The sequence below is a fragment of the Synoicihabitans lomoniglobus genome, assembly GCF_029023725.1.
Taxonomy (GTDB): Bacteria; Verrucomicrobiota; Verrucomicrobiia; order Opitutales; family Opitutaceae; genus Actomonas; species Actomonas lomonigloba.
In genome coordinates, this window is the sequence record NZ_CP119075.1 from 3,408,862 (window position 1) to 3,421,623 (window position 12,762).

The following is a 12,762-nucleotide window of genomic DNA, read 5'->3' on the forward strand; positions in this document are numbered from 1 at the left end:
GCCCACACACGCAGGCAGCAGCACGCTATTAAGTTCATTAATGAACTATCTATCCATTAATGAACTGATTTAACGTCGGTCAACCCCTTTTGGTTCATTTCTGACGTTCCAGTTCATAGTTGAATTTTTTAACCTATTTCCGGCAGAATGTTCATAAGTGGACGAAAAATACATCATACCGAACCTCCGTAATGCCTGCCGGGTGCTGAAACTCATGGGTCAAAACAACCGGGGTTACAAAATCACCGAGCTCGCCAAACCGCTGGGTATCCCCTCCACCTCCGCTCTGCGGATCGCCAGCACCTTGATGGCGGAAGGGTTGCTGCGAAAAGAGAGCGGTTTATTTTATCTGGGTCCCGTCCTTATCCACCTGGGATCGTGCACGTTAGCAGCAACGGAACTCCGGGATCTGGCTCAGCCCATTTTGCAACGTCTGAGCAAAACCACCGACGAAACCGCCCACTTGGCCCTACCCTGCGACGATCGGTCACTGATTGTCGCCGTGTGCGACAGCCCCCATCCTTTGCGAGCCGCCTCCAGTCCAGGCACACTCACCGATCTCTATACCGCATCAACGGGTAAGGTTTTTCTGGGCTACCTGCACCGCGCGCGTATCGGCGAGATTCTCGCCCGCCATGCACCACCGCAACGCACCGCCAACTCCTTGACCACCTTGGAGGCCTTGGAACAGGAAGCGGACCGCGTGCTCGCCACGGGTTTTGGGGTTGATGACGAGGAATTTACGCTCGGCGTGCGCTGTCTCGCCGCTCCTGTCACCGGTCCCGACGGTCGGGTCGTGGCCGCCATGGGTATCACCGCCGCCGCCGTGCGATTCACGTCCGATCGGATTCCGGAAATCGCTCGCCACGTCAAAGACGCCGCCGGTTCACTTTCCCGTCTGATCGGCCACCATTGACCGCCCGGGCCGGCTGTCCCGGGCGAGGCGTCAAGCAGCGGGACCAATCAATTTCGCGAAAATGATTTTCCCGCCGGCCGAGGGTAGGATGCTGCTGATGTGAGCCGACACCCGCGTCCCCACCAAGGTCCGCGCCTGCTCGACGACCACCATCGAGCCGTCGTCCAGATAGCCCACGCCTTGGTGCTCTTCCCGCCCGGTCTTCACCAAGTCGATGTCGATCGATTCGCCCACCAAGTGCTCCTGTCGCATCGATTTGACCAAGGAACTCAGGTTGAGCCATGGCACTCCGTGAAACTCCGCCATCTTCGCGAGATTGTAGTCCGTGGTGAGTAACTTGGCCTTCATCGACTGAGCCAAAAACACGAGTTTGGCGTCCACTTCACCGGACCGTGCCTCACTTTCATGGATGCGCAGGTCCAACTGTTTGAGTCGACGCAACGCCCCTAAAACTTCGAGACCGCGTCGGCCGCGGGCTTGTTTACCCGGTTCCGTGGAATCGGCCACGCGTTGCAGTTCCTCCAGCACAAAGCGCGGGATCACCAACGCTCCACTCAAAAATCCCGTCTCACAAATCCGAGCGACCCGACCGTCGATCAACGCACTCGTATCGACCACCACCAATGGCACATCGACCTCGTGCGGCACAAAACGCACATACGGAATCACGAGATTGAACTCATCCTTCCCGCGCAGCGCGATCACCGTGCACATGTAGGTCACGATCAGAAACAACGCCAACCGACTCAGATAAATGATCTGTTCGTCTCCCTCGATGAACAGGGGCGACGTCCCGATCAGGTAGGAGATGACCGACCCCACCGCCAATCCAAACGACAATGCGGATAAGCCGCGCAGGGAAAACCCCTTGAGCATCACATCGACCAATACGACCAGCACACCGATCGACATGCCAATGAAAGTCGCCACCACCCGAAAATCATCCCACTCCCGGATGGTGTAGCACACCAGCCAGCCCGTCCCGGCACATAGCGCGATAAACATCACTCGGATGGGTAGAAGCGTCTTGTTCATGATGGCGGAGAGATCGGGCTGGGCAAATGATCGCACGCGAGATTCTGCGGAAGTTTTGACCTTCGCGAGCGGCCGTTACCTAGTGGGGCGAAGCTCATTGTGCCCACCAAACCATGACAACCCAATACTGGCTCGTTAAACAAGAACCCGAGAAATACTCTTGGGAGGACTTCGTGAAGGATCGTCGCACCGACTGGGACGGCGTTCGCAACTATCAGGCGCGTAACAACCTGAAATCCATGGCCGCGGGAGACCGCGTGCTGTTTTACGCCAGTGTCACCGGCAAAGTGGTGCGCGGCGTCGCCACCGTGTCCAAAACCGCCTACCCGGACCCGACCACGGATGATGACCGCTGGGTTGCCGTCCAACTAAAGCCCCAAGTCGAGCTGCCCCATCCGGTGTCGCTTGAGCAGATCAAAGGGACGCCGGCCCTCGCCGAGATCGCTTTGCTCAAACAAAGCCGACTTTCGGTGATGCCACTGCGCAAGCCCGAGTTCGACCGCATCCTCAAAATGGGCGGCCTCGCCCCAGGCAGCTGATCCCCTCGCCTTCCCCGGTCCCGGCGTTTTAAGCGCCCGGCTCCACCACCACCCGAAATCCAATGTGTCGCGCCCGCTCGGACCGGGGCACCTCCCGCGGGCGCTCAGGGCCCGGCGTGGCCGGATCATCCAGATAACTTCCCCCGGCGACGGGAGCGGTTTCCGCTCCCTGTTCGCTGGCCGGAGCATGCAGCCACTCGGCCAGGTTTCCGAGCAGATCGAAAAAGCCCGCCGCATTGGCCTCCCCCGCCGCCATGGCTTGGCTGACGTCCCCCCCGGCCGCCGCCTTCGTCGTTTCCGAGGTGACCTCCCCCAACGCGTCGGCGCCCACCGCGACGCGAAATTCATCCTTGGTCGGCAATCGGACCGGCAGCCCCAGAATCCACCCCAATCGCTCACAACATTCCACGGCATCGAACCAACTCACCGAGTCCACCGGAAACGCCCGTCCGGCATGCCGACTGGGGTTCACTTTCATGATTTGCAAATACAGCGATTGGGGGAACTCCGTCCGCAGCATTCGTAGCTCCGCCGCTCCCGGCAACGGCCGCAACCGCTCGAACACCACGTCCTGGATCTCCCGCAGTCGCTCGCGCTGCGTATCCAAATAACTCAACCGCAGTCGCAACGCCGGGTCGAGCTGGTCGCTTTTGGACAATTGCTCAAACAACACCGTCACGCGCCGGGCCGCATCCGCGATGCGTTCCCCCGCCTTTTCCGTTTCCCGACGCCGCAACAAAAAGGCAATGGCCTCACTGTCTGCCCGCAAGGTTTCCAACAACGGCATACTTTCCGCCGTTTGTCGTTTCACCTCCAACTGCTCGACGCGCGGCGAGGAGAGAAACCGACTGCGCGAGAACTCCCGATTGATCCGCACCTGCAATTGCCGCGCGTCTTCAAAGGCCGCCGCCGCCTGCGAAAATGCGGCCGCCGCCATGGCGGCATCACCGGCCGCCTCCGCTTCATCCACACTCGCCGCCGAGCCCGCCGCGTCGAGCGACTGGATTTCGCGCTCGATTTGATCGATCACGGCCAAATCGGCAAAACGCGTGCGGCCATACTCCCCGTTGAGGCGCACCTGCAACTCCCGCGCCGTCGCATACGCCGCCAAAGCATCCGCCCAGTTTTCCGCCGCCGCCGCCTCTCTCGCTTTGCGCAGCGCAATGCTCACTTCCTCGGCCAGCGGCGTCGCCTCCTGCTCCTGCAAGAGTCGCTCCATGCGCGCTTCGCGCACAAAGTCTTTCACCGCCGTCGGTGCCGCCGAGCGGTTCACCGCCTGCTGCAACTCCAGCGCCGCTCCCCAGGCCACCGTCGCCTCCCGGGCCCGTCCCGCATCGTGATGCGCCTGGGCCTCGACTTCCCATTCCGCGATGCGTTCGTTGCTGCGAAGACCGCGCGCCCCGGCCAGTTTTTGCTCCAATTCCTGGAGGCGCCGCTGCTCCGCTTGCCCCGCGCCCCCGCCTTGGGCGACCAACTTTTCCTGCTCCGCCACCGCCGCCACCAGTAAGGCGATATCGGCGTCTTCGCCCCCGGCCTCAAAAGTGTTCACCAATTTTTCCACCTCATCACGCACCGATGCATTCCGGGAAGCGGTCGCGACCGAGGTTGGGGATGCGGTCGCTGCCTCGGACTCGATTTTACGGGGACCGAGGTGAGCCAACCACCACCAAAATCCCGCCATCAACGCCATCCCCATCGCGATCAGGATCACCGGACCGGCCTTGCGAGCGTGGCGGCGGCGGGAGCGTCGGCGGCGTTGGTGAGACATGACGGTCAGCAACCAAGGGGGCGTTGAGCCAAAAATCAACGCGCCATCACCGCGACGTCCCCACAGCCGATGCTCGACAACCCCCGGCCCATGCCGTTTCACCAAACCCGTGGTGGACACCCTGACCATTCTCGCCCCGGGCTTGCTCGGCGGATCAGTCGCGCAGGCCGCTCGCGCTCGCGGCGCGGCGCGGCGCATCGTCATCTGGGCCCGCCGCCCCGAGGTCCGTCTCGCTCTGACCGAACAACCGTGGTGCGACGACATCGCCGACACGCCGGAAACCGCCGTGGCCGAGGCTTCCTTGGTCGTGATCGCCGCCCCCGTCACGCGGATCAATGAGCTCGTTGATCGGATCGCGCCCCACCTTCCCGCCACCGCCATCGTCACCGATGTGGGCAGCGTGAAGGCCGAGATTTGCCGCCACGCCTGCAGCCAGTTGGCCGCGCACAACCCGGCCGCCACGTTTATCGGCTCCCACCCCATGGCCGGCAGCGCCCTCACCGGCTGGGCCCACGGCGACCCGGAACTCTTTGCCGGACGCACTTGCTTCGTGACGCCCCACAATTCGCCCCCCGAGGACCGACTCACCACCGTGGTGCGATTTTGGCGCGATCTCGGCAGCGACGTGGTCACCATCGATCCCGATCAACACGACGAGATTGTCGCTCACATCAGTCACTTGCCCCAAGTCGTCGCCACCGCGCTCGGTGAAACGCTCGCCGGTCAACCGACCCATTGGAGCCAACTCGCGGGCAACGGCCTGCGCGATACCACCCGGATCGCCGCCAGCGACGCCACCATGTGGGTGGATATCCTCGAGCAGAACCGGGACGAAGTCTTGCGCGCCCTCGATCGCTTCGAAACCGACCTTCATCACTTTCGCGCCGCCCTCGCCAATCGCGATTGGCCCGCCATCCGCGCCCACCTCGAACGCGGCAAAGCCTGGCGCGATACCCTGCATCCTTGATGCAGAATCTTTCTCGTTCTCTTTCTCGTCCTCGTTCTTTTTCTTCAGGCGCTTGAGTCCCTTACCCGAAGTTCTACCCATCGTTCCCTTCCCGGCACCGGCCCGTGGTGAAGTCGTGCTGCCGGGGTCGAAAAGCCTGACCAACCGCGCTTTGTTGCTCGCCGCGCTCGGTCGCGAACCCGTCACGCTCAGCGGCGCCCTGTTCAGCGAAGACACCCATTTGATGGCCACCGCCCTGCGCGCCCTCGGATGCACCGTCGAGGCCGACGAGGCGGCGCTGACCTTGCGCGTGGCCGACCAAGCCAAGCTGTTCACGGCGACCGCGCCCGTTGATGTGTTCGTCGGACTGGCGGGCACCGCCGCCCGGTTTTTGACTGCCCTGTGCGCCGCCGCCCCCCGGGGCGTCTATCGTATCGATGGTGTTGAACAGATGCGCAAACGCCCGATGTCCGGGTTGATCGATGCGCTGCGTCAGCTCGGCGCCGAGATCATTTGCCCGGGCGAAGAGGGGTTTTTCCCACTCGAAATTCACGCGCGGGGTCTTCGCGGGGGGGCGATCGAACTCGATGCCTCCGCCAGCAGCCAACTCCTCTCCGCGTTGCTCATGGTGGCTCCCACTGCGACCGCCCCGATCGATATTCAGCTCGTGGGGCAGGTGCGGTGGACGTTCGTCGAAATGACGCGCCGACTCATGGCCGAGTTTGGGGTTCACGTTCCCGCCGCGTCGGACGGTCGTTTCCACCTCGCACCGACGGCCTACGCTCCACCCACCGACCACGTGATCGAGCCCGACGCCACGGCGGCATCTTACTGGCAAACGCTTCCGCTCGTCGTCGGCGGCGAGCTCACCCTCCCCGGGCTGCGCGCCCCGGGCACGGGTCTGCAGGGCGACGCGGCCTACGCTGAAGTATTGGCGCGGGTGCAGGCACGGGCAACGGGAACGTTACTCGACGAAGACTTTCGCGAGATCTCCGATACTTTTCTTAGCCTGGCGGCCATCTCACCGCTACTTGACGGCCCGACCCGCATCACGGGGCTCACGCACACGCGGCATCAGGAGACCGACCGTGTCGCCGGCATGGCAACCGAGTTGCGCCGGCTCGGGCAGGACGTGATCGAGGAGGAGGACAGCCTGACCATCACGCCGCGACCGCTCGTTCCCGACCAAACCATCGAAACCTACGGGGATCATCGTTTTGCCATGAGTTTCGGCATCCTGGGGTGCCACGACCTGCGCGGAGACGGTTCGCCCTGGCTCTCGATCCACCACCCGGCGGTTTGCGCCAAAACCTTTCCCCACTTTTTTAGTTTGCTGGACCACGTCCGCCAAAAATCCTCTGACCGGTGACTGAAGCTTCGTTCATTATTGTCGCCATTGACGGCGGCGCCGCCTCCGGCAAGTCCTCCACCTCTCGCGCCCTGAGCGCCCGGTTCAATCTACTGCACGTCGATACCGGGTCGTTCTACCGGACGATGACGGCCGAATTATTGCGGGTCGGCGTCAGCGCCGATGACGCGGATGGCATCGGCCAGGCGGCCGCGGCCCTGCCCCTCGACACGGCCATCGAAGGCCGGCGCGCCTCGATGTGCATCAATGGACGCATCGTGCCCGATGCCGAAATCCGCACGTCCGAGGTCAATGCCAACGTCTCGATCTTCGCCGCCGTGCCCGAGCTGCGGCGCGCCCTGCTCGACTACCAACGCAATCTGGCCGCCGTCGCCCGGGAGCACGGTTTTCCCGGCCTCGTCATGGAAGGACGCGACATCGGCTCGGTCATTTTCCCCGACGCTGATTTCCGCTTTTTCCTGCACGCCGACCCCGCCGAACGCGCCCGCCGTCGCGCCGCGGAAGGTCAGACCGATTCCATCGCCGAACGCGACCGCCTCGACACCTCCCGGAAGACGGCTCCGCTCGCTTGTCCCGAGGGCGCCACCGACATCGACAGCACGTTTATGACGCTTGAAGAAGTCGTCGAGCGGATCTCCGGCGACCTCGCCACCCGACTTTCTCCGGTATCATGAGCCAAAGCTTCCCGCAGGTTCTCATGACGCCGGTGTATGGGGTCTCTCATTACATCTTTGCGACCGCCCACGGCATGTTCTTTCGCGGCGAGGTCGCCGGGATTGAGAACATCCCGACCACGGGTGGCTTTTTGATCGCGGCCAACCACGCCAGCCACCTCGACCCGCCCGCCATTGGTAGCCAGGTGCCGCGGCAGATCGCGTTCTTCGCCCGCAAAACCTTGTGGAAAGGCGGTCGCTTGAGCTGGTGGATGGATCAAGCCGGCTGCATCCCGGTTGACCGCGATGGCGCCGGTTCCGATGTCTCGGCCATCAAACGCGTTCTGCGCACTTTGCAGGACGGTCGCCCGCTTATTCTTTTTCCGGAAGGCACCCGCTCTCATGATGGCGAGCTGCAAACCGCCAAATCCGGCGTGGGCATGATCGCGTGCCGCGCCCGGGTGCCGGTGGTGCCGGTGCGTATTTTTGATTCGCATCTCGCATGGGGGCGAGGCCGGACGATCAAACCCGGCGTGCCGGTCTCCATCGTCTTTGGCCAACCCATGCCGATCACCGAGATTGAGGACAAGTCCGCCGGCAAAGAGCGCTATCAAATCGCCAGCGAGCGCATCATGGCCCGCATCGCGTCCTTGCCGCGACCACCGGTCACCGTGGTTTAAGTGCACCGCGCATCCGCCCGATTCCCGGGATCGTTCAGGGCTGACTCGCGGTTTCCTCCACGACGACGGATTCCCCGATTTTCACTTCGGTTTTGCGTCCCTTGATCACGGACTTCACGCGCGTCAAACCATCTTGTTGCGTGCCAAACAGCGCCGATGCCTGCTCGACCATGGCATGAGTCGCTTCGTCAAAACGATTGCCCGCCGACCGCACGCTCATCCGCGTCACCCACCGGAGCCGGGGAGCCTCCTTCGCCCGCAAACTCGCGTAGTCCCACGCCATCAAAGCCACGAAGTAACGGTTTTCCGACAATTCAAACTTCATCGTGCGTTCCTCTTCCCGCGGGAAGTAACGCCGTTCCTCGAGTTCAATCGAACGTCGATACCCGAGCAATTCAGCGTTGGTTCGGGTCGCATTCAATACGGACTCATTCGCCATGCGATCCATGTTCTTGAGCTCATTCAATCGGCCCGGATCGGCATTACCCGCTGCGTCGGCGGAGGCCATGTATTCGCTCAGCGCCGCGTTGTAGGATTCCGCCATAAAGTCAGCCATGGGATCCTCGTAGGTTTCGGTTTCGCCCCAATGCACGATGATCAACAAGTCGGCTGACCCGACATCGACGGCCGGCCAATATTCCTGCTTCGCCAGGGCTGGGGCCAAAGCCTGCAGCACTTGACTGAACTGACTGTCGGCGGTCGAGGCGTCGCGCGTGTGACCAAAGTGTTTGCCCTTGGACATGACATAGGACTCCGGCCGCAACGCCCCCGCCGCCGTCTCCCGAGCATACCCCGGCGAAGCCGTGGCCGACACCACCACATAGTCGCTGCGGGCTCCCACGGCGGGGGTGCTCAGCAGCGTGAACAGACCGCCGCAAACAAAACTCACAAAGCGACCTGAACGCGCGAGAAGGTGGGGCATGAGAGGCGTGTGCCTCGCCCGGGCTCCAACTTCAAGCCAGCCGGTATTCGGTTCGTCAGATTTCGCGAGATCAGACCAAACCGCAGGCCCGGCGCGCGCGGTCCATCACATCGGTCGCCACCGTGCGTGCCCGATCGGCGCCGTCGCGCAACACCGCGTTGACGTGATCCAGGTTGCCCGCGAGATCCGCGCGCCGTTCGCGGGCTTCGCGGTAGAACTCCCAATAGTGTTCGAAGAGCGCCTTCTTCAGGTCGCCGTAGCCGAAACCACCCGCCTGCAATTGAGCGAGCACGTCGTCGTAGACGTCGTTCGGAGCAAAAAACTTGAGCAACTTGGTTGCGGGCAGGTCCGCCGCGTCGGGTTTCGGCTCCTCCCGCGTGCGGCTGTCCATCACGATCGACATGATCTTCTTCTTGAGCACCTTTTCTTCGCCGAAAATGGGCAGCGTATTGTTGTAGCTCTTGCTCATTTTCTGGCCATCCAGCCCCGGAATCACCGCCACTTCCTCGGCGATCGAGGGCTCGGGCACCACGAAGGTTTCGCCGTAGGTTTGGTTGAACTTGATCGCGATGTCGCGGGTCATTTCCAAGTGCTGCTTCTGATCCTTGCCGACCGGCACCACCGTCGTGTCGTAGAGCAAAATGTCCGCCGCCATGAGCACGGGATAGGCAAAGAGCCCAAAGTTCGGCGCGATGCCCTTCGCGGTCTTGTCCTTGTAACTGTGCGCCCGCTCGAGGAGGCCCATGGGCGTGAGGGTGCCGAGCAACCACGTCAATTCGCACACCTCCGGCACGTCACTTTGCCGCCAGAAAACGCTCTTCGCCGGATCGAGCCCACAGGCCAGCCAATCGAGCGCGATGCCGAGGGTATGGGCGCGACGCACTTCCGGATCAAAGACCGAGGTCAACGAATGGTAATCCGCGATGAAATAATAACATTCGCCGAGATCCTGTGCCGCGATAGCCGGGCGCATGGCGCCGAAGTAGTTGCCGACATGCAACGTGCCGGAAGGAGTGATGCCTGTGAGAGTGCGAGTAGCCATGGTGCTTGCGAAAACCCCCATTAGAGCACCACCACCGCCGGAAGAACCAGCCCCTTTTCGCACGAGAGCATGGTCTCCGATACTACCCCCGACCTTCATGGGGTGTCTGGGAAGAAATTTCGGACGGCGGTTCGTTTGCGGTCTTGGCAGACAAAATATTTCATGGTAATAATTATTAACAATGCGTCCTCTACCCCCGCGCTTCAGCACGTTGGTGCTCCTGGCCCTTGGTGGTGCCATTCATGGTGCCAACATTCCGGAACACTTGGCCCGCGAAGACACCCCTTACTATCAAGACTACCGGCAGCCCGACTTCCCCTTCGTCGAGGCCACCCTCGACCTTCGTGGATTGGCACCGGCGGGAAATACGACCAATCTCGTGCCCCGGGCACTGGTGCTGCCGCTGGGCGACGACGTCTACGTCGGCTTCGACACCGAACTCCTGCGGGTCGCCGCCATTTGGCATGGCGATTTCATCACGCCGCACGGCATGGCCATGCTGTCCTACGCGGTGCCGCTGCGGAAACTTTCCGGGGGACAATCCCGTCTGCCCCAGCCGCAGGGCCGGATCGTCGCCGCCACGGGTTTGTATCCAGGTTGGCAACCCGCGGCGGATGTGTCGTTCGACGATCCTCGTCCCCGCGGTCCCGATCCGGAGGAATTGGGCCGGGGCCCCCTTCCCACGACCGATGGACGCTGGCGCGCGATCGATGACCACGGCTCGGCCGCGACCCTGCATTACACCTTGGGACCCGTGGCCGTGACGGAACAATTCTCCGCGCACCACCACGAAACTCGCCCGTTTGTCGTGCGCCGAATCGAGCTCGCGCCGCACGATCAACCGTTGGTCTGCATCGCCGCCGAGCTCGACGAAAACGTGGATACCGTGCCCACCCGTTTCGCCGCCCACGGAGCCGCGCTCACCGTGGCCGACGGTCGCCATATCATCGCCTCCATCGCGCCTTCCGCCGACCCACAGATCATCAACATCATCTACGCCTTGGACGGGCAAGACGTGCCTCACGACCTCCCGCTCTCCGACACTTTCGTCTCCACCTCCGTCAACCGGGCCGAGTTGACTGCGACCACGCACATGGTGGAGGGAGTGCCCCAGGGGTCCTACGCGGTGGACGAACTCGCGATTCCCTACCCCAATCCCTGGCAACGACGTATCCGTCCCATGGATATCGATTTTTATCCTTCGGGCGAAGCCGTCATGGTCACCTACGATGGCGACGTCTTTCGTATGGCGGGCCTCAATGCCAACAGTGATGAGCCCGTTACCATGCGCCGCATCGCGACCGGGCTCTGCGAGCCTCAATCGATCACGCTTCGCGGCGATGAAATATTCGTCTTCACCCGCTTGGGCCTCATTCGGCTCCTCGATCTCGACGGCGACGACGATACCGACCGCTACGAAATGTTCTCCAACGACTTCGTGCAAAGCGCGGAGACTCGCGCGTTTCCGTTGAGCATGGTGCCGCGCGCGGACGGCGGCTTTTTACTCTCCATCGGCGGCCAACAGGAGGCCCACGCCGCCCCTCACGCTGGTCGGGTGCTGGAAATCGACGCGACCGGCAAATTCGTTCGAGTTTACGCCGAAGGCCTGCGCAACGGCTACCTGAGCGAGTTCGGCGAGTCCGGTCGCATCATTGCCACTGATCAACAAGGCAACTGGGTGCCGGCCACCCCGATGCTCGAGATCCTTCCGGGCAATTTTTATGGATTCGAACCCGGCACGACCCACTCGCGCAACACCCCACCCGTGCCATTGTGGATTCCGCATCGTTTCGCTCAAAGCGGCATTGATCTGGTCACGGTCCCGACCGACAACCGGAGCCTGGGCGATTTGGCGGGCAGTGTGCTGATGTTGGATTTCTACAAACCCAGCGTCGTTAAAATTCTGACCGGCCCGGCCGACCCCATCCGTCAGGCGGTCGCCGTTCCGCTTCCCGTGAATTTCGAAGTGCCGTTGATCAAGGGAGAGATCAGTCCGCTTGATGGCATGGCCTATTTCGGTGGCATGCAAATCTGGAGCTGCATCGCCCCGCGCATCGAGGGACTCTGTCGCCTGCGCGCGGTCGAGTCGCACGATGCCCTCCCCGTCGCAGCCGAAGCCCATGCCGAGGGTCTCCGGCTGCAGTTTTCCCGACCGCTCGATCCCGCTCATGCGTTGGAGCCGAGCCACTACCAAGTCACGAGTTGGTCTTACCGTCGCACCGCGCAATACGGTTCGGGCTACTATCGCGCCGACGGCGAACCCGGGGTCGATGCCGCGTTGGTCCACTCCGTATTCCTGTCCTCGGATCGCACCACCGTTTTTCTCGCGATCGATGGCATGGTGCCGGTGGAACAACTCGAGCTGATTTACGATCAACCCGACGGATCCAGCCAAAAGGTCTTTTTCACCATCAACGCGCTCGCCCCGCTCGACGCTTCCACGCGCGCGTCCCTTGGAGTGGAGGATTTTACCGCCTTGTTTGCCTCCGCCCCCGCGCCCCGGGAAACAATCCATCGCACCGTGTCGTTGTCCGTCGAACGCGGTCGCGAAATCTACACCCAGTTCGCCTGCGCCGGCTGCCACTCCCTCGACGGCACCACGGAAGGATTCTCGGGACCATCGTGGAAAAACATCTACCAAACCCGCCGCCCTTTGACCAACGGACGCCGCCGCATGGCCAACTCCAACTACCTGCGCGATGCGATCATGGATCCCACCCGAGATATCGTCGCTGGTTACGATCAGTCCGATGTGGCCATGCCCTCCTATCGCGGAATTTTAAACGCCGACGACGTCGACTCTTTGATCATGTTCCTCGAAACCCTCCGCGATACGCCGCCCGAGCCTGCCGATCCCCGGTGACCGCCCGCGATCACTCGCGCCGCGGAAGC

The 12,762-nt window shown here is 62.5% G+C and carries 11 protein-coding genes; 7 read left to right on the top strand and 4 right to left on the bottom strand.

Annotated features, from left to right (window positions below; all coding sequences use genetic code 11):
* The first annotated feature begins 157 nt into the window (after positions 1-157).
* Positions 158-916 carry an IclR family transcriptional regulator gene (locus tag PXH66_RS13195; RefSeq protein ID WP_330928640.1) on the top strand — a complete coding sequence of 253 codons (759 nt, stop codon included), beginning with the start codon at positions 158-160 and terminating at the stop codon, positions 914-916.
* A 30-nt stretch (positions 917-946) separates the two neighbouring features.
* Here PXH66_RS13195 and PXH66_RS13200 read toward each other — a convergent pair whose 3' ends face one another.
* On the bottom strand, positions 947-1,951 hold the full coding sequence (locus tag PXH66_RS13200; protein WP_330928641.1) for a PIN/TRAM domain-containing protein: 1,005 nt from the start codon (positions 1,949-1,951) through the stop codon (positions 947-949).
* A gap of 113 nt (positions 1,952-2,064) precedes the next feature.
* On the opposite strand from PXH66_RS13200, the gene PXH66_RS13205 reads away from it, so the two are divergent.
* Positions 2,065-2,490 carry an EVE domain-containing protein gene (locus PXH66_RS13205; RefSeq protein ID WP_330928642.1) on the top strand — a complete coding sequence of 142 codons (426 nt, stop codon included), beginning with the start codon at positions 2,065-2,067 and terminating at the stop codon, positions 2,488-2,490.
* A gap of 28 nt (positions 2,491-2,518) precedes the next feature.
* Here the strand turns inward: PXH66_RS13205 and PXH66_RS13210 are convergent, their stop codons facing one another.
* Positions 2,519-4,258, bottom strand: coding sequence for a formylglycine-generating enzyme family protein (locus PXH66_RS13210; RefSeq protein ID WP_330928643.1), 1,740 nt, complete (start codon positions 4,256-4,258; stop codon positions 2,519-2,521).
* A gap of 109 nt (positions 4,259-4,367) precedes the next feature.
* On the opposite strand from PXH66_RS13210, the gene PXH66_RS13215 reads away from it, so the two are divergent.
* The 4 genes from PXH66_RS13215 to PXH66_RS13230 are packed head-to-tail and all read left to right on the top strand — an operon-like array spanning position 4,368 to position 7,906.
* Positions 4,368-5,225, top strand: a complete 858-nt coding sequence (locus PXH66_RS13215; RefSeq protein ID WP_330928644.1) for a prephenate dehydrogenase — start codon at positions 4,368-4,370, stop codon at positions 5,223-5,225.
* Between the two features lie 52 nt (positions 5,226-5,277).
* On the top strand, positions 5,278-6,573 hold the full coding sequence (aroA, locus tag PXH66_RS13220) for a 3-phosphoshikimate 1-carboxyvinyltransferase (RefSeq protein WP_330928645.1): 1,296 nt from the start codon (positions 5,278-5,280) through the stop codon (positions 6,571-6,573).
* A complete protein-coding gene (locus PXH66_RS13225) occupies positions 6,570-7,247 on the top strand; it encodes a (d)CMP kinase (RefSeq protein WP_330928646.1) in 678 nt (225 codons plus the stop codon). The genes aroA and PXH66_RS13225 overlap by 4 nt, the downstream gene beginning before the upstream one ends.
* Positions 7,244-7,906: a lysophospholipid acyltransferase family protein gene (locus tag PXH66_RS13230; protein WP_330928647.1), complete on the top strand. Its 663-nt coding sequence runs from the start codon at positions 7,244-7,246 to the stop codon at positions 7,904-7,906. The genes PXH66_RS13225 and PXH66_RS13230 overlap by 4 nt, the downstream gene beginning before the upstream one ends.
* 34 nt (positions 7,907-7,940) lie before the next feature.
* Here the strand turns inward: PXH66_RS13230 and PXH66_RS13235 are convergent, their stop codons facing one another.
* Together PXH66_RS13235 and trpS are read right to left on the bottom strand one after the other, a co-directional pair.
* A complete protein-coding gene (locus PXH66_RS13235; RefSeq protein ID WP_330928648.1) occupies positions 7,941-8,828 on the bottom strand; it encodes a hypothetical protein in 888 nt (295 codons plus the stop codon).
* Between the two features lie 70 nt (positions 8,829-8,898).
* On the bottom strand, positions 8,899-9,870 hold the full coding sequence (gene trpS / locus PXH66_RS13240) for a tryptophan--tRNA ligase (RefSeq protein WP_330928649.1): 972 nt from the start codon (positions 9,868-9,870) through the stop codon (positions 8,899-8,901).
* A 181-nt stretch (positions 9,871-10,051) separates the two neighbouring features.
* Between trpS and PXH66_RS13245 the strand changes: the two genes are divergently transcribed.
* The gene (locus PXH66_RS13245) at positions 10,052-12,733 is read left to right on the top strand and encodes a c-type cytochrome (protein WP_330928650.1); all 2,682 of its coding nucleotides are present in this window, start codon (positions 10,052-10,054) and stop codon (positions 12,731-12,733) included.
* Positions 12,734-12,762 lie beyond the last annotated feature (29 nt).